This is a genomic window from Paracoccus sp. ME4 (genome assembly GCF_046736325.1).
In the GTDB taxonomy this organism is placed as follows: Bacteria; Pseudomonadota; Alphaproteobacteria; order Rhodobacterales; family Rhodobacteraceae; genus Paracoccus.
Genome location: NZ_CP151276.1, coordinates 727,941 through 752,023 on the forward strand (window position 1 = coordinate 727,941; position 24,083 = coordinate 752,023).

Consider the following 24,083-nt stretch of genomic DNA (forward strand, 5'->3'; position numbering starts at 1 on the left):
TCAGGGCTTCTGAAGAATGGTGATGGCGGCGCTGTCACCCCACCGGCCGCGATAGGAGGCGAACGGGGTGAACTCGGTGACCATGGCTTTGAAGAAGGGGCGGACCAGCCGAACGGTGACGCCGACGGAGATGCCGAACGGCAGATAGGGGCGAAGTTCGCGCGCATCGGCGATGTTGCCGAGGGTGCCGGCCGTTGCCCCCTCCGAGAACTCGCCGAAGTAGACTCGCCCGCTGCCGTATTGGATCGTGAGCCGGTCGCCAGCCGACAGCACGAACCCGGGGGGCAGACCGGACAGGCTGATCGCACCCCGATCCGTTCGTATGCCACTGACGGTCACGCTGTTGAGGCCAGCCGTGACGCCAGATGCGGGGCCGTCGTAATAGGGATCGGCCCAGTAGAACGTCCGCGCCGCGCCGTCCAATGCCCTGACTTTGGCGTTCAGTTCCCGGGAATGGGCGGCCTGCTTGGCGTATAGCGAATAGCTGGCGGTCCAGAGCGGCTGAGCCATCGCGGCGGACCAGAAACGGCCATCGCCAGAGCCTGACATCTCGTCAAATCGCTGAAGGTCGAGCGGGATGCGGTCACCGACAAGGCAGTTCGCCAAGAAATCGAGGGCGTATGGAAAGCTGAGCGTCATGGGCGGCGCCTCGGTTGAGCGTTGATGCGCTGGACTTGCCCGGGCAGGGCCTTGGCCTGGGCCGCGGCGGTCTGCTGGCTGATCCGCACGCTCTGGCCCTCTGCCTCCGCAAGGATCTGCGCCTTCACTTCAGGCGACAGCTCCACGACAAGGACCGATTGGCCGCCGCCAGAGCCGATGCGGTGGTTCGGGATGACCGTGCCGCTGCGGCCGGGCACCACGATCTCCGGCCCGCGCTCGCCCACGAGGTAGGGCTGGTTCGCCGACACCGGCCCACCCATCGCGCGTGCAGGCAGCCCTGCGACGCGAAGCGCAGACGTCAGAGGATCGCCGCCGCCGAAGATGCCGGACAGGAAACCGCCGAACCCGCCACCGCCACCGAACTGGCCCATCAGCGCCTGGCGAATGCCGCTGTTGATGATGTCGCTGGCGATGCTTTTCAGGACCTGGGCAAGCCCGTCGCGCAGGCTCTCGCCAGCCACCAGCGCCCCGGCCATGGCGTCGGCGATGCCGTCCACGGCCTGCTCGAATTGCTGCTGCGATGCCTCGGCGCGCTCCAGCTCCGCCGTGAGATGGCCGAACTGCTCGGCCTGTGCGTCGATCTGCGCGGACATCTCCGCATTGACCGGGACGCCGCGGCGCTTGGCCTCGTCCAGTGCTTCCCACCGGGCCTTCGCGGTGGCGACCTCCTGGTTCGACTTGCCGATCAGGCTGATTTCGCGCTCCAATTGTTCCAGGTCGCGCTGGATGCTCTCAAACAGGGGCCTCTCGGCAGATCGCGGGGCCCCTGATCTGCGGCCCCCACCGCCCCCGCCGCCGCCACTCCTGCGAGCGGCATCCTGCTCCGCCTTCCTACGGGCTTCCTCCGCCGCAGCCATTTGCTCTTGCCAGTCATACCGGAACGTCTGCTGCTCCTGCAGGTCGAGCCCGCCCGCCCTGCGGGTGATGTCTTCGCCATTGCCAAAGCGGCCCAGAGAAGGCGCCCCGACAGAACCAGGCACAGCTTGAGAGGCCGCGATGGCGGCGGATAGGGCGCGGGTCAACGCGACCGCGCTCGTGGTCGCTGCGTTGATTGCACCGGGGAGCTGATCGACGGTCGCAACGACGCCAGCCGCCGCCGATGCGGCGCCCTCCATCGCTACAGCCATCTCATTCGCAGAAAGAGCCCCCTCGGCCGCCGATTTGTTGGTCTGGATCAGGGTATCATTGGTATATCCTGCCTGCTCGTTCGCCTGTCCCAGGAACTGAGCAAGACGCAGCATGGCGGCGGCTTGATCCTCAACCGTGACCGCGGCCTGCTGGTCCGTAAGGATACCCTGCAATTCGCGCGCTTGGTCGATAGTTAGGCCAAACTTTTCGCGCAGGCTATCGGCCAGCGTCTCAATGCCCGAACTGCCTTCGCCGAATTGGCTCAGCTCCGCGTCAACCAGCGCAAGAATGCTGGGAAGATCCTCGAAGCTCTCGCGGATCGCGGTCGCGCTGGCCCGCAGGGAGGATGCTGCATCCAGCTTTGCAAGCTGGGCCAGCTGCTGCAGAAGAAGCTGAGCCGCACCGGCCGCAACCCCATACTTCTCGGCAAGCTCGGAAGTTGGAACGTTGGCAGCCTCGACGGCAGCGTTGTAGTCGTCGAGCGACGTATTCAGATCCTTGATGGCCTCATCAAGAGACTTCGCCTCCTCGCCCGAGAAAAGGAAGGCGCCAGCCAACGGGATAGCGAGTGCGGCAACCGTACCAAAAACTGCCCCCAGAGCCCCAAACCCGCCCAGCAGCTGCGGAAGCTGCTGCCCGAGGGCCTGGGTCGCGCTGGTGCCGGCGCCGATCTGCACGAACAGATCCTGCAGCTGGAAGCTGACGTTCTGGATCTGGCCCCGCGCCTGCCCGGACATCAGGCCGAACGACCGGGTGATCTGCTGATTGCTGTCGACGAAGGCCTTCTGCTGTCGTTGCGCGGACCGAACGGCGCGCGCCTCGATCCGGGCCAGTTGCTGCAGAAACTTCTGCTCCGTCAGCCCGATCGGCAGTTCAAGGCCGGCTTCAGCTTGTGCCATCGTTCCACCTGTCGGCTAGCGCGCTCAGCGCGTCATACTCTTCATCGGACATGGGCTTCGCTTCCCCGCCGCCTTGGGCGCGGTTCCAGCCCTCGACGCAGGCGAGGTATTCCCACATGGACATCTGCTTGACCTCGCGCGGCGGGAACCCCATCGCGGCCCCGCTTCCGTAGATCGCGGAGAACTTTATTCGGGCGGGTTCTCCTCCGCCCCCGCCTCCCCCGCCGGATCATGCGCCTTCCCCGCAAGGGAATGGCTGATGACCGTGAAGCAGAGCAGGTTCAGCGCCGAGATGTCGCCATCCTGAAGCGCGGTCTTGGCCTTCACCTCGGCCTTGCCGCGCTCCATGCCGGCGCCGATCAGGCCAAGCCGGATGCACGCCATCACCTCCCGGATGCGCACTGGCGAGAACGCCAGGCTGCCGCGCTGTTGCCCGAGGGACAGCCGATAGCGAAGGTCGAGGACGCCATCGGAGGTCAGGTCGTCCAGCGCCTCCAACTCGCCGATGCGGAGAAGGAAGTCATCCTCTCCGCACCCCCAGTTCAGCCGGATCGGCTCCATCAGACGGTCACCGTCTCCAGCGTCAGCTGGCCGTCGGAGACGACCGACACGCTGACTTGCGCCTTGTTCCCGCGCTCGCCGGTCACCTCGAAGCTGGTCACATGGACCTTGCCCTGCCAGTACCGGCCATTCGCCGTGTCCGTCGGCTTGCCGACGTAGATCCGGGCGTTAATGCTCTCGGCGCTGTTGAACGCGTCCCACCAGGTGTCGACGGCCTCGGCCGCCAGGACGCCCGTGCCGGAACCGCTGAAGTCGAGGCTCTCGACGCCGCGCTCGATCCAGGCGGGCAGCTCGGGGTCATTGCAGTCCGGCACCGTCACATCCGTCGCGTTTTTGCTGAAGGTGAAGGTGTGGTTGGTCAGGCCGCAGGGTCGGGCATAGGTTCCGGCGGGCGTGCCCTCCAGAAACAGCGCGACGCTGCTGCCGACGAAGGTGGTCGGTCGTGCCATGTTAGGCTCCTGTCAGATCTTGCCTTGCCCAAGGGCCTTGGGGCGCAGGGCCTAACGGTCCCTGATCTCTTCGATGCGGGCGCCCGCCTTTGCGCGGCACGCGCGCGGCAACCCTGCGACGATCTGGCCCGCGCGATAGGTGATGACGACGCCGGGCCGCGGCGACCAGTCAAATGGTGCCAAAATCCGCCATTTCTTTTGAACCGGCATTGCTGCATCCTCGTGTTTTTTCACATGAGGTTGCCATGCGTTCTTTTGTGTCCACCACGTTTCTGGTCATGGTTTTCGCCGCTCCAGCGCTAAGCGATCAGCAACAACAACTACGCGAAAGTCTGGACAAACTGCGTGAAATTGCGGTCCAGCAGGGCAACACATCCCTTTTGGCCAGTTTCGCCATGACCGATTTTGCTGAGGCGGCTGGCTATGTCGCGGCCTGTGATGGTGGCAGCCACGAAGCTCAGTTGTCTGATATGGCAGAGCGATACGCCACGTGGCGGTTTCCCAGTCTCACCGACGGGCTTTCCGGACGACGTTCCGATGAAGCGAAGAGGCAGCTAGCGACTGCCAATCTTACGTATACAGCTAGAAGGCTATCGACGCTCAGGGAAGGCTGCGACGGCGGCATGCTGATGGTTCAGCGAACCGGACTTGGCGTAACCTCTGACGTATTTGACCAGTATCTCGAACTACCGCCTGCCGACTAGAACGCCTCGACCTCGTAGCGTAGGCTGATCAGCCCCCGGGTCGTGAGGCCGTCCGGGTCCTGCGTGATCCGCGACAGCGGCGCCTCTGCCAGAACCAGTGCATTGTCCGTCAGTTCGGTCACGCCCAGAAGAACCCGCCGCGCCTCCGCGACGATCCGCTTGCAATGCACCCGACCGACCTGCCGCGACCAGACGTCGATCTGAAGGTTGACCTCCTCCAGGTACAGGCACTCGGCGTCCTCGTAGACGACGAATTCGGGCCCGAAGCTGATATAGCCCTGCTGCGCCCCCCATACCGAGGCATGGGCGCTCCCGTCGTAATTGCGCTGCACCCGGTCATAGACGTCCGAGATCAGCGCCATGAGCGGGGCATCGCCCTTGAGGGCCGCATAGATCGCGCCCTGCAGTTCGACGGACGGGGCGCTCATTTCACCCACGCATTCTTGACGGCCCGCGTCAGCTTGCTGCGGACGCGGCTGCGATTGGCCCGCCAAGCAGGAAAGAAGAACGGGTTGGCCGGCATGCTCTGGGTTCCGAACTCCTGGAGCCGGGCGTTCTGGAACAGCGTGTTCCGCGCGCCGGGAACGAGCGTCGACGTATCGCCCGCCCGGATGAGAACGCCAATGAAGTCGGCCGTTCGGTTGGTGCTGTCCCTGGCCGACTGGTTGCCTTGACGCGACGCGTAAGCCGCGCGGGACTGGCCGGCCAGCTTCACGCTCGTCGCATCCTCGACCCGGATCGACCGACGCAGGTTTGCCTTGTCGGACGGCGCGAGGTAGCGCATCGCAGACGCCACCTCGTCGCCACTCTGCTGGGCCGCCAGCTTCGCCGCCGCGCGGACTGCAGCGGCCTTGCGGCGGAACATGGCCTGGACCTCCGGGATGCCATTAACCATCTGCCACCCCACTTTCTGCCAGAAACTCAAGGAAGAGGTCGTCGTCGCTCGGCCGGGGATGCTCCCGGATGTTGTACGGGCGCCCGTAGAGGATGACGCGCATATCAGGCGTGATCGCCTTGGTCTTGCGGTCATTGCGAACCGTGATGATCACTGGCTGGCGACCCTCCAACCTGGCGGCCAGAACGGACTCGGTCCCGCGCAGAAAGCGGACATGGCATCGCCTATAGAAGGCCGCGGTCCACGCCCCGACTTGGTTCCCGAACCCGTCCGACTGATTGGCCCGCCCTTCGAATGTGGCCCTGTCGCGGAGCGAACCTGCGTCCATCTCAGATCCTGCTCCAGCGCGCCGCACCCAGAAGGGCATCGACCGACAGGGGAAGATGGGACTTATCCACCGCAGAAACTGCCTCCCGGTTGTGATACCAGTGTCCGGCCAGCAGTTTCACCGCTTGCCGAATGGCCGGCAGCAGCGCGTTCGGAAGGGCGCAGGTGAAATGGATGGCGCAGGGCTGATCCGCGATCGCGATAACGCAGGCGCCGTCACGCCGCAGCACCACTGTTCCGGCGCTGGCTTCGACCTTTTTCACGTCGGGCAGAGGCAGGAGGTATTCACCGGGCCCATCCACATTGATCGTCCAGGTCTGCTCCATGATGGCCCGCCCCAACACACCACTGTATCCGTCCAGGTATCCAGTCGCCGCATCGACCAGCGACTGGATCAAAAGATTTTCATCGTCATCCTCGACCCGGAGATGCGCCTTCATCTCGTCCAGGTCGACGATAGGCTGAGACGGGTCCGTGGTGCGGTGCGGGATCATTTCGAGGCTTTCGCCTTCCCGATCTCGGGCTTGGCCGGTTTGGCGGCGGGCCCGGCGTCGGGCGCCTGATCATCAGCAGGCGCCAGGCCGCCAGCCTGGCCGGGATCGGCCGGACTGGTGCCGTTCTGCGGGCCCGGCGGAACGTCAGCGTCCGAAGCGGCATCCTCGATCAGGATGCCAGCAGCGACCAGATGCTTGACGTCCAGCGGCATCGCCTCGCGGGCCTCGCCAGCGTCATAGAAGCGATCGCCGATATGAGGTCGGGTGACGGTATAGGTTTTCATGGTCCACTCCTGTCAGCTCATGAAAGAGGGCGCCGACGCGCCCTCTCGCTCAGATGACAGAGATCAACCGCCCTGGGTGGGCATGACAGGGCCGGTGACGAACGCCTCGGGGCGGTAAACCGCGAGGGCGGTGCGCTGCTCGGCCAGGACCGTCACCTTGTTCCGGGTGAAATCATCGTTCTGGAACCCGGTCTCGATCCGCGCGTCCCACTGGTCCATCAGCTGCGCGGCCATGCCGAACGCGCCGGTCAGGAAATTGCCGACGGTCATGGACTTGGTCGGAACCACCGGCGCGCCCCAGAGCGTGGGCTGGACGGTGCCTTGCGGGTTGCCGATGATGTAACGGCCTTCCCCATCCTTCGTCAGCTCGATCTGTGCCCAGTCCGTCGGATGCAGGACGGTCCCGTCGGCCGCATATTCCGCCAGCGCGACCTGCAGCATGGCCAGACGGATGCGGTCGATCCGGGTCATGTCGGCGGGCGTGAAGGCCGGCGCGAAGGCAGAGGCCTGCGGGACCAGACCGTGCAGGTTCTCGCCGGTGCCGTCGCCGTAAAGGATCTGCTCTTCCTCCCTCAGCGCAAGGCCATACATCAGCCGCGTATCGATCAGCGTCCGGACCTGCGCGACATCCGACAGCGTCTGCTTGCTGACCCGGAACCAGTGCGCGATGACCTTGGTCCGGGTCTGCACGTCCTGGATCTGCATGGTGGACTGCGGCTTCGCGGCACCTTCGGCGACCGGCGCCGCGTTGTTGGTGAAGCCGACCTCGCGCTCGTATTCGACCAGCGGACCGTCGGTGCGACCCGGCATCAGCAGGTTCCGGATCGTCATACGCCGACGAGGCAGCTCGATCATGCCGACGCGATTGGGAACGATGCCCGTACCCATCGATCCGGCCGCGTTGGTCGTGGCCGTCGTCAGATCGGCACTTTTCACCGTGATCGAGGCCGAGGCGCCATGACGCTGATTCGCGACGAACCCCTTGAACTCGTCGCTCCCGACGAACTGCTCGCCCAGGCTGTCGTCCCGTTCCTCGCCGCGGCCCGGACGTGCCATCTTCTGCTCCAGCTCGGTCTGACGCGCCTTCAGCTCGTTCATCACGGTCAGAGCTTCATCGGCGCGCTCCTTGATCGCCGCCGACAGCGTTTCCCCGGACTTCGCCTTGCCGAGAGCCTCTTCGGCAATGGCCTTGACCGCGTCGACGGATTTGTCGATCGCGGCCTTCGTTTCAGCCGCAAGCTGCTCGGCCGTTTTGGTCTCCGACATTGGAGCCTCCTTTCGATGATCAGGCCAGATGGCCCAGAAGGGCGCGCATGTATGCGTCACCCGATGGCACCGCTCCGACAGGCTCCCCCTGTCCCTTCAGGTGGATGCGCGCGGCACGCTCCGCCTGTGAGTTCGACAGGCCAAGTCCCTTGGCCATGCGCTCGAACTCGCGCTCGGTAAGCCGGTCCCCGGCTGCGAGCTTTTCAATCACGTCATCCAGACCGGCAGCCTTGACCGCGGTAACCTTGGCCCGCTGGTTCATCGGGAAGGGCACGACCGACACCTCGTAGAGATCCAGCTTGGTCAGAAGCCGGACATTTCCCTCCGGCTTCGCTTCGAGGGTCCGATAACCGATCGAGAGACCTTCAACGGCTCCTGCCTTCAGCAAGGCGTGAACCTCACGCGCTCTGGCGACTTCCATCACGAGGCGGCCCTTGCCGCGCAGACCCCTGCCGTCTTCGACCAGGTCTTCCCAGATCCCGATGGGCTGCTGAGGGTCATGGTTCCACAGCATCTTCACCTTGCGGCCCGTCTGGCGCGCCCGGGCTATGCCTTCGACGAAGGCACCGGGCATCACCTTGTCGCCGCCTTCGTCGACATTGCCGAAGATCGAGGCGTAGCCTTCGACGGCCCCGGCATCGTCCAGAGCCTTCAGCTCCAGACCGAAATCATAGGTCTGCATCGCCATTCCCCGCTTGCGTGATAGGCACATTCTGAATTTGCATTCGCGGCGTGTCGCCGCCATCGACCCGAGGCAGGTTCTCCCTGGTGCGGACCTCGTTGATAGTCATCCAGCCCGCGCCGAGAGCCGAGGAGTAGAAGGCAGACCGCGCCGAACTGTCGCCACGCAGCAGGCCTTCGATGTTGAACTCGATATGGTACCCAGAAGCCCGATCCGACGGCGTCAGGAGCTGCTTGTTCATGGCCGCCTCAATCCGGCGCAGGCGGCGCCGGAGCGTGAAGGTCAGGAACATGATCATCTGCTGCTCAACACTGGTCGGCCAGGCCGTCGATGCGCCTGCGTGACCGATCAGGGCTGGGGGTACGCCGAAGAACCGGCAGATGACCTCAACCGAAAACTGCCTGGTCTCCAGCATCTGCGCATCTTCGGGGGACAGGCTGAGGGCAGAGATGTCGACCCCGCCTTCAGCGATAAATGGACGGCCTGCGTTCACTGCCCCCATGTAGCGTTGCGTCAGCCGGTCTTCCGCCAGAGCACGCTGCGCCGGTGTGAGCCATTCCTTGAACTTGATGACGGTGGACGGGTTGAGGCTGTTCTTGAACGTGGATGCTGCGGCAACCTCTGCAGCCTGAACCGCCGACAGGCTGTTCCTTGCCACGGCCAGCGTCGACAGGCCGCCCAAGGGGTCACCACCGGGCCCACGGATATGCAGCACGTCCCGTTCGCCAAGGCGGTAGCGCTCGCCATCCTGGGACCAAGCGTATTCGATATCGCCGCCCGGGCGCCGCTTCACCGCAACAGACGGCGCCGGAGCAGGAATAAGGGCAATGACCCTTCCGTCCGCAGCGCGTTCGATCCGTGAATAGCTGTTGCCCCGAAGCTCCATCCAGATGCCGAGCGCGTCCAACCAGTCGACGGCTGTCTGCTCATAGTTCGGACTGTCATGCAGGATCGCATACAGGGGGTGGCCCTTCGCCGGCGTCTTGTGGCCGGTGGCGTCACGGCGAAAGACCTGGAGAGGCAGGCTGCTGATCGTGCCGGAAATGAGGTTTACGCAGGCCCAGACCGCATCGAGGCCCATCGCGCTGGCATCGGTCACCGCCACGCCCGCCACGCCCGGCTGCGCCCCACGCGACCGGCCGTCGGTGAACTGGAAGCTGTCTTGATCGCCCTTCCGCGCAAGCCCTAGGGCAAGGAGGGCGCGCGTCATCAGCGTCATGTCATGCTCCCAGGCTATCGAAGAACGACGCCATCATGGCGGGTTTCCTGTTCGGTTCGGGGTTGCCGAACATCAGCATCGCGGCGTTGAAGGTCGCCATCAGCGTGTCGATCTTCGCGCTTCCGGCGGTTTGCTTCGTCACGATCCAGTTGCTCCCTTTGAGTTCGGCCTTGGCGTTTCCGACGTTCCACGCCATCAGCTCGGTCGCGCCATGCACGATCTTGCGGTCCTTCAGGCGGCGCGGCAGCGACTGCACGGCGGCCTGCAGCTTCCAGCCCTGGCCGACGCTGATCCACCGCTCCTCGTCGAAGCCGGCCGCGTCTAACCCGTCCAGCAGCTCGTTGATGCCCGCCGCGTCGAGGCCGATGGCCGGGCTCTCGTCGGGCAGCAGGTTCGCATCCTCCAGCCGCTGGATGATCGACACGACCTCGGCCACGTCATCGCCGACGCTGGCGCATTTGGTCAGCTGGCGAAGGCCAGCCAGTTCCTCGAGGCGCGGCGCGATGTCCTTGCGCTGGCGGAACACGTCGTCGAAGGCCCAAGCATGGCCCCAATGCAGCCAGCGCCGGGTCTCCTTCTCGCGTCCGATCACGGCCATGCCGAACAGGTCATCCAGGCCGCCGCCGTCGATGCCGACGACGCACACCTCCGACCGCTCGATCAGGGCGTCCAGCGTCAGGCTGCGATCGCCGCAGGCCTGCCAGTGATCGGCGCCGGGCCAGCGGTTGGTGTGCAGGCCAAGCCCGATCTCGATGTTCAGATGCTGCGAGGCCCACCGGACCTCTTCGGCCAGGCCCTTCTGACGGGCCGTCTCGTAATCCTGCACCAGGCGCGGCAGGGTGATCGACCGGCCGAGGTTCGGCAGGACCATCGGCCAGACCTTCGGGTCGCGCCAAGCCTTGTCATCCGACCGCTGGATCTCCTCCGGCAGTTCGTAGAGCACCGGCAGCATCCGCACCCCGGCGGTGATCAGCCCGTCGCGCACCCCGCGCGCATATTGCAGCTCGGACTTGAACACGCCGGTCGGGCTGATCTCCGACTGCGTCGTGATGATGATCAGCAGGCTCTCGTCGTTCGTGATCATGCCGCCGCGGATCTGGCCGATCACACGCTCGGCGTGGTTCATCTCGGCCATCAGGTGCAGCTCGTCGATGATCGCGAAGGCCGGGATGCTGCCCGTCACCACCTTGGGATCGAAGCTCTTGATCTTCAGCTTGGCGTTCATCCGGACGCCGGTCTCCTCGTCCTGGTGCAGGTCGAGGATGGTCTTCTTGTGGTCGATCACCTTGAAGCGGCGGCGCAGATAGGGGTCCGCCTCGATCATGCCAGAGGCTTGGGCAAAGCACTTGTCGGCCACCTCCTGCGTCGGCCCGATGATCACGCCATCAATGTTCGGGCGGCGGTTCATCAGCAGCGCGATCAGCCCTAGGGCGGCCGCGTTGGTGGTCTTGCTGTTCTTCTTCGGGATCAGGTTGAAGATCTCGCCCACGAACCGCTTGCCGGTCTCGCGGTCGATCGACCCGAAGGCGGCGCGGACGATGTCCCTGATCCAGTCGCCGCCGACCTCGGCCATGGTCGGCTGGCCCGGGATGTCCGGCACGCGCAGCAGGTTGAACAGATCCACCGCTGCGCCTCCGACCACCGGGTCGAGCGGCAGGTCCGTGATCGGGGTCTGGCCACGGCGCAGCCGGTCCGCCCAGTCCGGGCAGGCGAAGGACAGCCCGTCCAGCGGCATCAGTGCCGCCCCCGACCTTTCAGCCGATCGAAGATGTCGCCGTAATTGTCCGGCACCCGCTGCGCCTCCAGGCGCGCCTGGTCCTTCTTGCCCAGGGGCGCGGCGCTGGCGGCATCGTCGTCATCATCGCCTGCCTGGTCCGCATCGGTCGGGCGCGCGCCGCGACGCGGGGCGGCGGGCCCGGCCTCGCGCAGACGCTCGTGCAGCTGGCGGATCGAGGGCGTGTGGCCCTCGCGGACCTTGCGCATCAGCACGTCCAGCATGACGCCGTCGACGAAGGTCGCGCCCATCTCCAGCTCGCGGGAAAAATATTTGCGCAGCGTCTTCTCGTCGATGCCCATGTCCTCGGCGATCCGCGTCTGCGCCCAGCCTGCCGCCACGCGGACCATGACAAAGTCCTGATTTTCCTTGGTCTTCGCGAAGGAGGGCCGCCCACGACGATCCCGCAGCGGCAGGATGGGCTGGCCGAACAGGTCCACCTCTCCGGTCGGTGCAGAATTTTCGGTTGTCACGGGAAAAAAATCTCCAACTGAGGGGGACGCGGGTCCGGGGGCCGAGGCGCGCCAGACTTTGACCCACCCCCCCCCCTGGTCGGTCCGGGGCCGGGGGTCGGTCAGACGAGGGGCAGCTGCCCCGGGCGGGGCCTGCTGGCCGCGCGACGGGCGCGGCGGGCACCGCGCAGGCGGTCAGAACGTCCGGCGCTCCTCGCGCTGCTTGTCACCGTTGTGGCAGGTGGCGCAGAGGCATTGCAGGTTCGACCGATCGAAGAACAGGTCGCGGTCGCCCCGATGCGGCTGGACATGGTCCGCCACCAGTTCGCGGCTCTCGCCCAGGAACCCGCACCGGCAGCAGGTGAACAGCGCGGCCAGCAACACGTCGCTGCGCAGCGCCTGCCATTCGGCCGTCTTGTACCACTTGCGCCAGGTGTCGATGCGGTCGCGCGATCTGACCGGCACGGCGGTGTTGGACCCGCGCGCCTTCAACTGCCGCCCGCGCGGGGCGAGCTGCTTCATCCGGGCCATGACTGTCCTGCATGTAAGGCCGCGCCGGGTGGGTCGGTCACCCTTGCCGATCGAACGGCTGGCGCGGGAAGCTCACCCTCGCGGGTAGCCGACGAGCACCTGAAACGACGAACGCCCGCGAGGAAGGTTCCTGGCGGGCGCACGTCTGGATAATAATGATTCGTCTCTCACAGAGCGCCATAAGCGGTCAAGAACTTTTTTGACCCCGGTAGCCCATCATGGCATCCAACGCCTCGCCTAAGGCCGCTATGGCCGCGTTGCAGTTGCGACCGTTGGTCTGCCACTCCCACTTGGCCAGCACCTGCTTGATCGACATGCCGCGCAGGCAGACGCAGTCCACCAGATCGCGGCGCGTGAAGGTCAGAGGACCGCGATCGCCCGGCTGCAGCACGCGGCCGCGTTGCGAGGGGCGCACCCGACGCAGGACCAGGGCAGCCCCCTGACCGATCCGGCGCCGCAGGCGATCGACCTCGGCCGAGACCTCCAGCCGCCGGTCCATCCAGTCGCGCCCGTCCGGGCCGCCCGCGCTGGCCTGCAGGCTGGACAGCTTGGTGCCGTCGGCCGACAGCAGCTGCACCAGGTCGTGATAGCGCCGCCCGATCGAGATCTGGCCGTGGGTCAGGGGCGCGGGCTGCTTGCGGCGGGCGGCCGCGGCCAGCATGGCGTCGAAGGCATCGGCCCGGCGGATCGCGTGCCGCCCACCATAGCCGCGATGGACTGCCGCGACATCGTCCGCACCGACCGGGATCAGCTCGACATTCTGGACCAGCACGAAGCCGCCGCGCGCCGGGGCAGGGGCGATGGCCGGGCCGCAGGCTTCCGGCACCGCCGCCGCGGCCTTCACGCTGTCGAGGCGGCCCTGGATCTCCGATGCCAGCGTCTTGGCAGTGGTCTGGATCAACATATTGCGTCCCTGTTCTTTCATCTGACTATCCGTTGTTTTTCTTCTTCAGAGGTTGAGCTTGATGGGCTTAATGAGAGATTGAGAGGGCTTGAAAACAGGAATGGGCTGAATGGGTTCGATGCAATGAAATCATGGGCTTAGCCTGATAATCTGGGCCGGACGGGCCGGATGGGCTTGAAACTGCGACCTATGCACAAGGCGGCTTTTCCCCCTGACCCCCTTCAAGACGCGCGCGCACATGGGTCTGGATTTCAGGCCCGTCAGGCCCTCAGGCCCAAAATCAGCGCCTAACCCACTGAAACCATTGAACCAGCTTCCCCCTGACCCCGCTGTCAGTCGCGCCCAACCGCCACCCCCGCTAAGCCCGTCAGGCCCAGATGCCGCGACGATGGCCAGACATGCGTGACGGGCCCGAAGGCCCGCCTGGTCGAAGATCCTGAAAACGGGGTGCGGGGTCATCTCGTCCATGAGCCGCCCCAGCTTGGCCCGCTGTCCGTAGCCGTGGCATCACGCATGCGGCGGCCGAACTCGTCGGTCAGCCTGATCCCGCGATAGCCGGTTACGCCCGACTTTCCGGCCGCAAAGGTCTTCTGCGTCTCAGGGTGCCGCCAGGTGTCGGCCTTGGCCTTCAGGCGGTTCGACACCGTCCTGCTGCCCCATCGCGTCTCGCCGCGCTCCTCGATCCAGTAGTTGAAGGCCTCCATCAGCTCACGGGCCGTCATGAAGTCGCCCTCGTAGCCGGTGACCAGCGTGGCATCGGCCAGGAAGGTGCCGATCGGGTCGCTGTCCTTGCGATAGTCCTCGGTCGCGGCCAGCACCTCGTCGGGCTCCTGCAGGCCGCCATCAAGGAAGTCGAGCAGCCCCTTGACCATCCAGTTGAGGATGCCCGACCGCTCCTCCCAGAGCATGGCGTCCATGTCCTTCTTGGGGATGCGCTTGGCCTCGGGGATCTGCACCGGGAACTTGACCAGCATCACCCGTCGCCAGATCCCGTCATCGCCGCCGCGGATCTCGGGCAGGTGGTTGCCGCTGATCGTCAGCTTGAAATAGGGCTGAACGACGATCATCCCCGAGAACAGGTCACGGATCATCATCGGCTCGCCGCCGGTCAGCGCCTTGACGAAGGCCTCCTGCAGCCGTTCGCCGTCCTCGGGCTCCGATGTCCGGACGCTGCGCGCGCCGATCAGTGGGATGAGGTCCGGCTGCGCGGCCTCGCCGGACTTCTTGTTCTTGCCGGTCAGGCTCTCGATCTTCGCGGTGGCCGAATAGTCGCCCATGATCCGCGAGACGATGTCCACGAGGACAGACTTGCCGTTGGCGCCCGCGCCGTGGAAGAAGGCCAGCTTCTGGATCGGGATCCCGCTCATGGACAGGCCGAACCAGCGCTGCAGGAACTGCCGGACCTCGATGTTGGGCTGGATCGTCTTCAGGAATTCTTCGAAGCGCGGGCATTGGGCGTCGGGGTCGTATTCCACCGGCATCAGCTTGCTGAGCATCTGGTCGCGGTCATGCGACAGCAGCCTGACCTCGGGCATCGCGGATGCGCCCGAAACGGGGTCCGGGGTCACGGTGAACTTCAGCACGCCCGACAGGGTGTTCGCGACCAGGTCGTCCTGGTCGAGGTCATCGACCGTGATCGACCGCATGACCGAGGCCTCGTTGACCATGTTGCTCATCGGCCCGGAGTTGCCCGCATTCTTGGCATGGGTGACGATGCGCCCGATCGAGGTGCGATAGCCCTTCAGCTTCCCTTCGATCCCGCGCAGGCGGCCGTCGATCATGCCCAGCTCGCTCAGCAGCGATTCGTCGGCCGTGTAGCCGGCCGTGCCCTCGATCTCGGCGCGGCGCTTCACCAGCTGATATTCGTCTTCCAAGAGCTTCCGCTCCCGGGGCGAGGGCACCATGAAGTCGATCTCCTGCTTGATCAGCTCGGACATCTGCTGGGCCAGCTTCCGGATCGCGGGCGACAGGCCCTTGCTGATCTCGGCATCCTTGCGCCACCGGCGCTCGTCCCAGATGTGCCAGCCGACCTGCGAGACGTGACGGACGTCTTCCCCGAAATGGATCACGAAGCGCTTGGCGTTGCCGATGTCGTTCAGCGGCTGCATGGCGGCCGAGGCCAGCGGGTTGGGCGGCTCGTCGTCGCCATGGCCATCATCGGACGGAGGGGGAGGGAAATAGCCCTCGGGATAGCTGTCCGCCGGATCATCGTCGGCATCGTCCTGCGGCAGCGCGATCCCTTCGGGCAGATCGACCTCCTCCTGCGCGGCCATGGCGGCGCGCACCTTCTCAATTCCGTCGTCGCTCATTCGTCCCCCTCCCGCTGCGTGACGTCTGGCGCGCCCATCAGCAGGTCGTTCATGTCGATGCCCTCGCCCGGGTGGACGATGGCGGCGGTCAGGCCGGGCCGCAGCGCCCTGGCGCGGCGCAGGCCGGAAAGCAGTTTGGCGCGGGTCAGGCGGGGGTCGCTGTCGCCATCCTGGACGAAGACCAGGCGGCGCACCCATGCGGGCGGCACGAAGGCGTCGCGGTCGCTCATGTCGGGCAGGCCCTCGTACTTCTGGCCCTTCCCCAGCAGACGGGCGCCGGCCATGTTCCCGAGATCGACCCCGGCCCAGAAGGCCGCGCCCTCGATCGCGCGGGCGACCATGGCCGACAGGGTCGTCTCGATCCCCTCGGCCATGACCAGCGTGGCGGCATCGCGCGGCGTGAAGATGCGGATCGCGCCGCCCTTCTTGGAGCCATAGACCTTCTTGGACGGCACCATCTCGCCCGCCTTGAACGGGTGGGGTGCCACCACCTTGCCCTTGGGCCGGCCGAGGTCGATCCAGGTGCGATGCACCCCGGTCAGTTGCCCCTTCGCATCGAGGATGGCTGACAGCATGGCCGGGCCTTCATGGACGGTGACGAACTCGCCCCGGCGCTGATCGTCCGGCACCACCAGGCGCGCCTGCGGCTCGAAGCGGAAACAGCGGGGCAGGGCCACGCCCGGGCGCTGGCGGATGCCGCGGCGCTCCAGATAGGCGGCGACCAGGGTGCCATCGGCCGGGCGCGCGGCGGCCCAGATCTTGCGCGCCAGGGCGATGGCATCCTGCCTGCGGCGCTCGGCATCGGCCTCGCGCGCGCGGCGGTGTTCCTCGGCCTTGCGGGCCTGGGCGGCGCGCTGTTCCGGGGTCAGCTCCTGCCGGGGGCCGACCAGCCAGTCCAGCGCGGCCGGGAAGTCCATGCCCATGACCAGCTGCACCAGGGCGATCTGGTCGCCCTTGGCGTCGCAGCGGCGGCAGAAGATCACGCCCTTGGCCGGGTTGATCGAGAAGCGGTCCTTGCCGCCGCAGCCGGGGCAGGGACCGACCAGCTCGCCGCCGGTGCGCACCAGGTTGCCGATGGCCAGCCGATCGACCAGCTCCAGCATCGGCACCTGATGCGCCATGGCGATTCGCGGATCCTCACGCACAGATCTGCGCCTCGCGTTCATCCATCCAGCGCAGCGCCCGCAGCAGTTCGGTCTGACCGTCCAGCAGGATGTGGCCGTGCCGATCGGTCAGGTCCGAGAACATCATCGCCTTCCAGCGCGCGGTGACTTCGGGGGCCTCGCAGCCCAGCTGGTCGGCGATCTCGGGCAAGGCGCGCCGCGAGATGATGCCTTCGGCCAGGAACAGGTCGTCGGCCGCGCTGAAGGTCTCGCGCGGCAGCTTCAGCAGGTGATCGAGGATGCGGATCTGCCGCCCCGGCAGCTTCTCGGCGAGGGCGGCCTTCAGGACGGCCATGGCGCGGGCCTTCTTCGACAGCGCGCCGACCGGCACGATCGCCTCCTGCGAGGCCGCTTCCGGACGCGCCGGCTCGATCGGTGCGCTGACCTGGGCGGGCGCAGGGGCTTTCGGTGCGGCGGGCTGCTGCGCAGGTTCAGCCACAGGCTGGACCGGAGCAGCCTTGGCGGCCTTGGGCGCGCGATAGTCTGCCTCGGCCCGAGGCGGCGTGATCGGCCCGTCCCCCAGAACCCCGTAGCGGCGGAACGCGAAGCGCGCAGCGGGGACCGGACGCCCGAGGGCCTGGGCCGCTTCGATTTGGCTCATGCCGCCCTTGATCAGGCCGCGAGCCTTCTCCAGCTCCTTGATGGTCCAGACCGCGCCGCGCTTCTTCGCGGGGGAGGTCGGGGCCGCAGCCCGGGCGGGCTTCGCCTCCTTCTGCGGCTTCGGCGCGCGCTTGGACTTCGGCGCGGACGGCGCGGCCTTCGCCGCCGGAGCGGTTACGAGATCCGCGACGGGGGCAGGGGCCTCTGCGGGCGGTGCGGCCGGGGCGGCGGGCGCAGGCTGAACTGCGGCCTCGCCGCGTATGCTGAAGACCGCCAGATCTACGAAGGTCGCGGGGCGGATCGGATCGGGGATGCGGGCCGCCAGGTCGCGCAGCAGCGACAGCGGGATCAGGTCGGCGCGGCTCATTTCTGCCCCCGCGCGGCATCCCAGTGGGCGCCAAGCGCCCACCGGTCGAAATCGTTCATGGCCGCGGCGACGTGATGCGCGATCGCCCGGTGCTGGCGGTCATCCGGATGCACCTGATCGGCGGCGGTGATCAGCGGCACCATCGCGCCCTCGGGCGTGGCGCGCTTGGCGCAGGTCCCGACGATGTCGGCGACCATGCGATGCTCGCGCGGATCCGCGATCAGCGGCGGGCGGGACATCAGCCCCAGCCCGTGGATCAGGGCGCGGTCGTAATGAGTCAGCTTCATGGATTACCCTCCGATGTCGGCGCGCGGGTCGGATGCGGGCCAGGTTGCGCGCCGGACGGCGTCGAACAGCACGTCACCTGCCTGACGCAGGGCGGACGGGTCGCGACGGGCGCAGGGAAAGCGGTCGGCGAAATCATGCAGGGCGATGCGCAGCGGCTCCTCGGGTCCAAAGCTCTTGTCGACCGCGATCACGGCCAGCCGCAGCGCCGTCGCGTCGGGCGTCGCCAGCTTGGCGCGCATGGCCAGGCACATGGTGAAGTGCATGGCGGCGATCCGGCGGTGGGGGGCGGGCATCGAGAACCTCGGCTCTGGAATGAACCGGGGCGCCTGTCGGGAGGAGGAGGGACGGGCGCCCCGGAGACCGCGCGGGTGGGACCGTGCGGATGGGGATGGGAAAAGGGCGCGGCGGCGGTCAGGCCGCCGCGCCAGGCGCCGGGATCAGGCAGACCGATCCCGGAGACATTGGCCCTGCCGCCTTCTGACGGCTCTCGGCCGGGCGGGCCGCAGGTTCCACGATCGCGATTGCCGATGCCTTCACCCGAAGGTGGCCGTGATCGTGGCTTGGGTGGACGAGGTTTGTCCCGGACCGGCCGTGCTGCCTGCCCACTCCCTCCACCTTCGGGTGTCCTGAGAGCCCGATCCGCATGTCAGCCCGCCATGATCTCGGCATAGCGGGGCAGGGTGCGCGTCGCGTGGTCGACATGGTGCCCATAGGGGGCGTTCAGCGCGTCGAACCAGTTGCAGGCGGTCTGGAAGGTCACGCCGAAATGGACGGCGCAGGCCTCGCGGCTGGTGAAACTGGCGATCATCAGCAGCGACCAGTTGCGGCCGAAGACCGCGCGGTCCGCGCCATGATGCACATGGGCGCGGCGGGCGGCGTGATGGCCCCGCCCGCGCCCCTCGAAGGGGTTGGGATGGGACATTTGACGGCGGGACGCATCAGGCTGCGTCCGATGGTGCATCGGATTGGGGCTGGTCATGAGAGGGCTCTTGGTTGGGGGTTGTGGGTTCATCCCGGTGGCAGCCGGCATCGTCAGACGGCTGCCAGGCATCGACAGGCACGGCGCCGGAGGTGGCGCGTGCAATTGCAAAAGCCACATCAAGGCTCGGGCGCTTTCGGCCCGAGATGATCTCGTTCAGATGACTGCGCGAAAGACCGACCACATCCGCAAACGAGCGTTGCGTGACGCGGGCACTGCACAGATATGCTCGAAGCTTTTCCATGCCCGGAAGTTCGCGCAATGCGAACAATACGTCAAGGGGCGATGTTCGCTTAGCGCGATTTTTGTTCCGCTTCGTATCGGGGCAAGGTTCGCAGTATGAGATACCGCATCCGCGAACACCGGAAGGCCCGGAAATTGACCTTGGATCAGCTCGCCGAAATGGTGGGAACGTCTAAGGGCTACCTGTCTGACTTGGAAACAGGGAAGAGAGCTGGCGGGATCGACATGATCCGCGCAATAGCGCAGGCGCTACGTGTAACCGAGGCTGAAATCTTCACTCCCGAGAATGAGGAAGAGCAGCAGATGCTTGATCACGTTGCGGTTTACCAGCAGCTGACCCCCGAGGATCGTCAGGCGATCGCCAGGATGGCAAAGGGCCTCCTAGCCGCCTCGGGGCCGAAATCAGGCTGAACAGTCTCTCCCGTTCCCTGGGCGCAAGCTTCGTCATCAAATCCAACAGTTCAAATCCGTCCATAGAGCCCTCTCGGGTGGAACATTAAGCGAACACGAGAAGTCGCGGCAACCTGATTCGTCGGGCATTGCCGCCTTGTGCCGCCGCAGCCCAAGAATAATTCGCGTATCGCGAACTTTGTCACTTGAAAAGATATTCGCTTTGCGCGAACTTTGGCCCATCGCAACCCGATGGAGCATCCGGCCATGCCTCTGATCCCCGCCGCAACGCGCCGCCTTCCGATCCAGGTCGAGGCCCGCGCCCTTTTGACCAACCCTGAACTCGCGGCGGCGGCCGGTACGACCGCCCGGCGCTTCGCCTGGTTCATCGAGATCAGCGCCCGGGGCGGCGCGCCGCGCCAGGCACGCCACGTCGCCAACCAGCCGCGGTGCCCGAAATGACCGGCGACACGCACCGGCCCTTCGGCCCCCGCCTGACGCATGAGGATGCCGACCGCATCATGCGCAACCCCGGCATGGGCTGGCCCGCCGACCTGGTCGAGGAGGCCCGCGACCTGCGCGGGCAGGCACTGCGCGAGGGCCTTGGCCCGATGCCGCCGCACCTGACGGTGACCGGCCCCACCGCCACCGAGCGGCTGGAGCGCCGCGCGCAGCTCCGGGGCATCATCCAGGGCCTCGCCCTGGCGGCGCTGGCCCTCGGCATCGTGCTGGGCATTGCGGCCACCCTCGACGCCCATTGGCCGGTGGCCTGCGACGGCACCGGCAGCGCGGCGGCCTGCACCATCCGCATCCTGGGGGTCGTCTGATGGACGACATGATCCTCTGCAACGCCTCGGCGGTTAAGGCCGTGCTGCTCGTCGATCGTGACGATACCGACACGGCCGTGTCCGATCGGCTGGTGTCGCTGGCCATCGGCACCATCGACGATCTGGCCGGGTCGGCCATGGTCGCGGGGATGGCGCTCGACCCGGCCGAGGCGCGCCAGCTGGCGCAAGAGCTTTTGACCGCAGCTGACCGTGCCGAGAGCATGGAGACGCTGCCGGTCGAGTTCATCACCGAAGCCCCGATGGGCCGGTGCTGACATGAACCACTGCGCCACCACCTATCGCGGGGCCTCCCTGATGCTGACCGACCTGCCGGGCGGCGTCTGGAGCTGGACCCACGACGCGACCGACGGCCACGGCACCGCCTGCAGCCTGTTGCGCGCCCACGCCGACATCGACGCCCATCTCGCGCGCCATGCCGCGCACAGCCAGAAGGTGACGACATGCCCTGCCTGACCCAGGACGAGAAAGACTGCATCACGGTGGCCCTGCTGGAGGTGGCCGATCGCTTCGGCGGGAATGCCCCGATCGGCATGCTGCTGATCCACCGGCAGGCAGCCGAGGTCTGCGGCATCATCGAGGCCCGCGACCGGGCGCAGATCGCGCTGCCGGTCCAGCTGGTGACGATCACCGCCTTCTCGGACTTGGCCGATCACATGTGGGGGCCCAAAGCATGACCCATCCCCGCACCATGGCCCTGGCGGCCATCATTCACCACGACTGCAGCGAGCATGGATGGGAGCGGACCTCGGCCGAGATCGCCGCCGATCTGGTCGCGCGCTATCCCGCCCCGCGCAGCTGGGGCATCACCGCCCACCACGTAGCCCGCGCGGCACGTGAGAAGGGCTGGACCAACCGCCTGCGCGGATCCGGCACGCCGGTGATGCAGGGGGTGCCGAAGACGCTGGCGATGGACGAGGAGCTGGGCGCGCTGGACGGCGGTCGCGGCTTCGATGAACGGGGGCTGGTGGCATGAGCGATCCGATCACCCCCGAGTTTCAGCAGGCGATGCGCCAGGTGGCCCGCGTCCTTGACGACGCCTTCAACGGTCCGCCTGACCGCAAGCCGACCGTCGCCTTTGTCCTGCTGACCGCCAGGTTCGGCGACATCCAGGGTGGCCGGGTCAACTACATCTCCAACGGCGACCGGGCCAGCACCATCGCGATGCTGCGCGAGTACTTGGCGCGCCTTGAGGGCCGTTATGTGGATGCCCCGGCAGGGCCGCGCCAATGATCCTGCACCCCCATCTGCCCATGATCATCGACAGCTTCGCCGGCGGCGGCGGGGCGTCCACCGGGATCGAGCTGGCCTTGCGCCGCAGCCCGGACGTGGCGATCAACCACAGCGCCAAGGCGCTGGCGCTGCATGCCGCCAACCACCCCGAGACGCTGCATCTGGACAGCAACATCTGGGACGTGGATCCGCTGGCGGTCACCAAGGGCCGCCATGTCGGGCTCCTGTGGGCCAGCCCGGACTGCAAGCATTTCAGCAAGGCCAAGGGCGGCGCGCCGCGCGACCGCAACATCCGCGACCTGGCCTGGGTCGTGGTGCGGTGGGCCGAGTTCGCCAAGCCCGACGTGATCTGCATGGAGAACGTCGAGGAATTCGTGACTTGGGGGCCGGTCGACAATGACGGCCAGCCGATCAAGGCGTTCGCGGGCCAGACCTTCGAGCTCTGGATCGGGCGGCTGAAGAAGGCCGGATACAAGGTCCAGTGGCGCGAGCTGCGGGCCTGCGACTATGGCGCGCCGACGATCCGCAAGCGCTGGTTCCTGGTCGCGCGCCGCGACGGCCGCCCGATCGTCTGGCCGAAGCCCACGCATGGCAACCCGGCCTCGGCCGAGGTCCGCAAGGGCAAGCTGATGCCCTGGGTCGGCGCGGATACCTGCATCGACTGGACGCTGCCCTGTCCGTCGATCTTCGACAGCGCGCCCGAGGTGATGGCCAGGCACGGGCTGCGCGCGATCCGCCCGCTGGCGGCCAACACGCTGGCCCGCGTGGCGCGCGGCATGAAGCGCTATGTGCTGGAGGCCGAGCGTCCGTTCCTGGTGAACCTGACCCATGGCGGCCGGGTCGCGGAGGGACAAGCGTCAGGAGGGAGAACGTCGCATGGCCAACAACTGGAGATGTCGCCTGTTCTGGGCACACCCACGAACCGACCCTCCGCACGGGCAGCCGAGGATCTTGATGGCGATCCTATGCGCCAGGCCGCATCCCATCCCTACCGAGATCCTCGAGAAGATGCGCGACCCCGAATACGCACCGGGGAGCGGCTGGTCGATAGGCTGGGAGTGCATCGAGCAGCGCCCGGTCAGGCGGTGGAGCCAGGAAGCCCGCGCCCGAGTGCGCCAGCAGAACCTACGTCGCCGCATGGAGAAGAAGTATCCCCTTTTTGCCGCAAGCTTCATCAGCGACGAGTTGCAGCGTCGCCCGCGATACTTCGCGGGAGAAAACGAGCCGGAATCGCTCCTGACCTGATCGCCCCCTATCTGGCCAGCATCGCCCATGGCGACAGCGGCGGGCGGCGGGAATACCCGCTGGCCGATCCCATGGGCACCGTCACCGTCGGCGGCACCCAGCATGCGGTGATCGCCCCTTATCTGGCCACGTTCTACGGCCATGGCAACGCCCGTGGGAAACGTGCCGCGGATCTGGCCGAGCCCCTCCGGACGGTCCCGGTCGAGAACCGCCATGCGGTGATCGCCCCGATGCTGACCTATGCCCAGCAGGGCGGCGGCAACCGGGCGGCGACTGACCCGCATCACACGATCTGCGCCAGCAAGAAGGACCAGAACAGCCTGATCGCCGCGACCATGGTGCAGACCGGCTATGGCGAGCGACCGGGCCAGCACCCCCGCGCGCTGGACGTGGCCGCGCCCCTCGGCACGGTGGTCGCGGGCGGAGCCAAGCATGCGCCCGTGGCGGCGTTCCTCGCGCAGCAGAACGGCGGTCCGCGCATGGAGGCCCATGCCGGGCATGACGCGAGGGATCCGCTGTCTACCGTCGCCGCTTCGGGCAGCCACCAGACCCCGGTCGCGGCCTTCATCGCCCGGCAGTTCGGTGCCAGCACCGGGCATCAGGCCGATGCCCCCCTCGGCACCGTCACGGCGGGCGGACAGGGCAAGTCGCAGCTCATCGCCCCGTGGTTCGCGAAATACTACGGCACCGGCGACGGCGCCCGGACCGACGACCCCTGCCACACCGTCACGGTGAAGGACCGCATGGCCCACATGCAGGCCGAGCTGGCCGCGCCGCCCTTCGCGCCCGAGCATCACGCCCGGGCCCGCGCGGTGGCCGATTTTCTGCGCGCCCACGATGCTTGGGACGGGGGCGAGTTCGTCACCCTGACGATCAGCGGCGCGACCTATGTCGTGATCGACATCGGCATGCGGATGCTGACCCCGCGCGAGCTGTTCCGCGCCCAGGGCTTCCCGGCGGACTACGTCATCGAGGGGGTCTGGGACGGCCTCGACACCGACAGCCCGACCTGGCGGCCCTTCGCCAAGGACGTCCAGGTCAGCTGCTGCGGAAACAGCGTCTGCCCGCCCTTGGCCGAGGCGCTGGTCGCGGCCAACTGCGGGCATCTGAATGAGGCCCGAACGGATGAGGAAACGGCATGAAAATCATCCGCCGGATCGAGGTGTTCCGCCGCCAGAGACGGGCAGGGTGG

Annotated in this window: 33 protein-coding genes; 10 read left to right on the forward strand and 23 right to left on the reverse strand. The window is 66.9% G+C overall.

The window, feature by feature from the left end:
* From AACG61_RS03685 to AACG61_RS03700, 4 genes are all read right to left on the reverse strand, one after another.
* The gene (locus AACG61_RS03685; RefSeq protein ID WP_411838675.1) at positions 1-639 is read right to left on the reverse strand and encodes a hypothetical protein; all 639 of its coding nucleotides are present in this window, start codon (positions 637-639) and stop codon (positions 1-3) included.
* Positions 636-2,687 carry a hypothetical protein gene (locus AACG61_RS03690; RefSeq protein WP_411838676.1) on the reverse strand — a complete coding sequence of 684 codons (2,052 nt, stop codon included), beginning with the start codon at positions 2,685-2,687 and terminating at the stop codon, positions 636-638. Before AACG61_RS03690 ends, AACG61_RS03685 begins: the two co-directional genes overlap by 4 nt.
* Positions 2,688-2,873: 186 nt before the next feature.
* Entirely contained in the window at positions 2,874-3,248 is a 375-nt protein-coding gene (locus tag AACG61_RS03695) for a GTA-gp10 family protein (protein WP_411838571.1), read from the reverse strand.
* Complete coding sequence (locus AACG61_RS03700) at positions 3,248-3,697, reverse strand: phage tail tube protein (RefSeq protein WP_411838677.1); 450 nt, start codon at positions 3,695-3,697, stop codon at positions 3,248-3,250. The genes AACG61_RS03695 and AACG61_RS03700 overlap by 1 nt, the downstream gene beginning before the upstream one ends.
* Positions 3,698-3,870: 173 nt before the next feature.
* On the opposite strand from AACG61_RS03700, the gene AACG61_RS03705 reads away from it, so the two are divergent.
* Positions 3,871-4,401 (forward strand): hypothetical protein, encoded by a 531-nt coding sequence (locus AACG61_RS03705; RefSeq protein ID WP_411838678.1) that lies wholly within the window; start codon positions 3,871-3,873, stop codon positions 4,399-4,401.
* Here AACG61_RS03705 and AACG61_RS03710 read toward each other — a convergent pair.
* The 19 genes from AACG61_RS03710 to AACG61_RS03800 form a co-directional block, all read right to left on the reverse strand.
* Positions 4,398-4,829, reverse strand: coding sequence for a DUF3168 domain-containing protein (locus tag AACG61_RS03710; RefSeq protein WP_411838679.1), 432 nt, complete (start codon positions 4,827-4,829; stop codon positions 4,398-4,400). The two genes, AACG61_RS03705 and AACG61_RS03710, sit on opposite strands and share 4 nt — an antisense overlap.
* A complete protein-coding gene (locus tag AACG61_RS03715) occupies positions 4,826-5,266 on the reverse strand; it encodes an HK97-gp10 family putative phage morphogenesis protein (RefSeq protein ID WP_411838575.1) in 441 nt (146 codons plus the stop codon). Before AACG61_RS03715 ends, AACG61_RS03710 begins: the two co-directional genes overlap by 4 nt.
* A 22-nt stretch (positions 5,267-5,288) precedes the next feature.
* The gene (locus AACG61_RS03720) at positions 5,289-5,624 is read right to left on the reverse strand and encodes a phage head closure protein (RefSeq protein ID WP_411838576.1); all 336 of its coding nucleotides are present in this window, start codon (positions 5,622-5,624) and stop codon (positions 5,289-5,291) included.
* Between the two features lies 1 nt (position 5,625).
* A complete protein-coding gene (locus AACG61_RS03725; RefSeq protein ID WP_411838577.1) occupies positions 5,626-6,117 on the reverse strand; it encodes a head-tail connector protein in 492 nt (163 codons plus the stop codon).
* A complete protein-coding gene (locus tag AACG61_RS03730; protein ID WP_411838578.1) occupies positions 6,114-6,401 on the reverse strand; it encodes a hypothetical protein in 288 nt (95 codons plus the stop codon). Before AACG61_RS03730 ends, AACG61_RS03725 begins: the two co-directional genes overlap by 4 nt.
* 63 nt (positions 6,402-6,464) lie before the next feature.
* Positions 6,465-7,667, reverse strand: a complete 1,203-nt coding sequence (locus AACG61_RS03735) for a phage major capsid protein (protein WP_411838579.1) — start codon at positions 7,665-7,667, stop codon at positions 6,465-6,467.
* 19 nt (positions 7,668-7,686) lie between these two features.
* Complete coding sequence (locus tag AACG61_RS03740) at positions 7,687-8,355, reverse strand: HK97 family phage prohead protease (RefSeq protein ID WP_411838580.1); 669 nt, start codon at positions 8,353-8,355, stop codon at positions 7,687-7,689.
* Positions 8,336-9,568, reverse strand: a complete 1,233-nt coding sequence (locus tag AACG61_RS03745) for a phage portal protein (protein WP_411838581.1) — start codon at positions 9,566-9,568, stop codon at positions 8,336-8,338. Before AACG61_RS03745 ends, AACG61_RS03740 begins: the two co-directional genes overlap by 20 nt.
* Position 9,569: 1 nt before the next feature.
* The gene (locus tag AACG61_RS03750) at positions 9,570-11,303 is read right to left on the reverse strand and encodes a terminase large subunit (protein ID WP_411838680.1); all 1,734 of its coding nucleotides are present in this window, start codon (positions 11,301-11,303) and stop codon (positions 9,570-9,572) included.
* Positions 11,303-11,815: a hypothetical protein gene (locus AACG61_RS03755; protein ID WP_411838584.1), complete on the reverse strand. Its 513-nt coding sequence runs from the start codon at positions 11,813-11,815 to the stop codon at positions 11,303-11,305. The genes AACG61_RS03750 and AACG61_RS03755 overlap by 1 nt, the downstream gene beginning before the upstream one ends.
* A 174-nt stretch (positions 11,816-11,989) precedes the next feature.
* Positions 11,990-12,316, reverse strand: coding sequence for an HNH endonuclease (locus AACG61_RS03760; RefSeq protein WP_411838681.1), 327 nt, complete (start codon positions 12,314-12,316; stop codon positions 11,990-11,992).
* A 196-nt stretch (positions 12,317-12,512) separates the two neighbouring features.
* The gene (locus AACG61_RS03765) at positions 12,513-13,229 is read right to left on the reverse strand and encodes a hypothetical protein (RefSeq protein WP_411838682.1); all 717 of its coding nucleotides are present in this window, start codon (positions 13,227-13,229) and stop codon (positions 12,513-12,515) included.
* A 455-nt stretch (positions 13,230-13,684) separates the two neighbouring features.
* Positions 13,685-15,538, reverse strand: a complete 1,854-nt coding sequence (locus AACG61_RS03770; RefSeq protein ID WP_411838683.1) for a phage/plasmid primase, P4 family — start codon at positions 15,536-15,538, stop codon at positions 13,685-13,687.
* Positions 15,535-16,659, reverse strand: a complete 1,125-nt coding sequence (locus tag AACG61_RS03775; RefSeq protein ID WP_411838684.1) for a primase-helicase zinc-binding domain-containing protein — start codon at positions 16,657-16,659, stop codon at positions 15,535-15,537. Before AACG61_RS03775 ends, AACG61_RS03770 begins: the two co-directional genes overlap by 4 nt.
* 16 nt (positions 16,660-16,675) lie before the next feature.
* Entirely contained in the window at positions 16,676-17,668 is a 993-nt protein-coding gene (locus AACG61_RS03780; protein WP_411838685.1) for a hypothetical protein, read from the reverse strand.
* Complete coding sequence (locus AACG61_RS03785; RefSeq protein WP_411838686.1) at positions 17,665-17,955, reverse strand: hypothetical protein; 291 nt, start codon at positions 17,953-17,955, stop codon at positions 17,665-17,667. The genes AACG61_RS03780 and AACG61_RS03785 overlap by 4 nt, the downstream gene beginning before the upstream one ends.
* Before the next feature lie 3 nt (positions 17,956-17,958).
* Complete coding sequence (locus AACG61_RS03790) at positions 17,959-18,249, reverse strand: hypothetical protein (RefSeq protein WP_411838687.1); 291 nt, start codon at positions 18,247-18,249, stop codon at positions 17,959-17,961.
* A gap of 353 nt (positions 18,250-18,602) precedes the next feature.
* The gene (locus AACG61_RS03795) at positions 18,603-18,878 is read right to left on the reverse strand and encodes a hypothetical protein (protein WP_411838688.1); all 276 of its coding nucleotides are present in this window, start codon (positions 18,876-18,878) and stop codon (positions 18,603-18,605) included.
* Positions 18,879-18,894: 16 nt separating this feature from the next.
* Positions 18,895-19,179 carry a helix-turn-helix transcriptional regulator gene (locus tag AACG61_RS03800; protein ID WP_411838689.1) on the reverse strand — a complete coding sequence of 95 codons (285 nt, stop codon included), beginning with the start codon at positions 19,177-19,179 and terminating at the stop codon, positions 18,895-18,897.
* Positions 19,180-19,274: 95 nt separating this feature from the next.
* Between AACG61_RS03800 and AACG61_RS03805 the strand changes: the two genes are divergently transcribed.
* The 9 genes from AACG61_RS03805 (at position 19,275) to AACG61_RS03845 (ending at position 24,033) form a co-directional block, all read left to right on the forward strand.
* A complete protein-coding gene (locus AACG61_RS03805) occupies positions 19,275-19,589 on the forward strand; it encodes a helix-turn-helix domain-containing protein (protein ID WP_411838690.1) in 315 nt (104 codons plus the stop codon).
* Positions 19,590-19,820: 231 nt separating this feature from the next.
* On the forward strand, positions 19,821-20,030 hold the full coding sequence (locus AACG61_RS03810; protein WP_411838691.1) for a hypothetical protein: 210 nt from the start codon (positions 19,821-19,823) through the stop codon (positions 20,028-20,030).
* A complete protein-coding gene (locus AACG61_RS03815) occupies positions 20,027-20,395 on the forward strand; it encodes a hypothetical protein (RefSeq protein WP_411838692.1) in 369 nt (122 codons plus the stop codon). The genes AACG61_RS03810 and AACG61_RS03815 overlap by 4 nt, the downstream gene beginning before the upstream one ends.
* Positions 20,395-20,670, forward strand: a complete 276-nt coding sequence (locus tag AACG61_RS03820) for a hypothetical protein (protein WP_411838693.1) — start codon at positions 20,395-20,397, stop codon at positions 20,668-20,670. The genes AACG61_RS03815 and AACG61_RS03820 overlap by 1 nt, the downstream gene beginning before the upstream one ends.
* 1 nt (position 20,671) lies before the next feature.
* On the forward strand, positions 20,672-20,869 hold the full coding sequence (locus tag AACG61_RS03825) for a hypothetical protein (protein ID WP_411838694.1): 198 nt from the start codon (positions 20,672-20,674) through the stop codon (positions 20,867-20,869).
* Positions 20,857-21,090, forward strand: coding sequence for a hypothetical protein (locus tag AACG61_RS03830; RefSeq protein ID WP_411838695.1), 234 nt, complete (start codon positions 20,857-20,859; stop codon positions 21,088-21,090). Before AACG61_RS03825 ends, AACG61_RS03830 begins: the two co-directional genes overlap by 13 nt.
* Entirely contained in the window at positions 21,087-21,389 is a 303-nt protein-coding gene (locus tag AACG61_RS03835; protein WP_411838696.1) for a hypothetical protein, read from the forward strand. Before AACG61_RS03830 ends, AACG61_RS03835 begins: the two co-directional genes overlap by 4 nt.
* Positions 21,386-21,646, forward strand: coding sequence for a hypothetical protein (locus tag AACG61_RS03840; protein ID WP_411838697.1), 261 nt, complete (start codon positions 21,386-21,388; stop codon positions 21,644-21,646). Before AACG61_RS03835 ends, AACG61_RS03840 begins: the two co-directional genes overlap by 4 nt.
* Positions 21,643-24,033, forward strand: a complete 2,391-nt coding sequence (locus tag AACG61_RS03845; RefSeq protein ID WP_411838698.1) for a DNA cytosine methyltransferase — start codon at positions 21,643-21,645, stop codon at positions 24,031-24,033. The genes AACG61_RS03840 and AACG61_RS03845 overlap by 4 nt, the downstream gene beginning before the upstream one ends.
* The last annotated feature ends 50 nt before the right edge of the window (positions 24,034-24,083 follow it).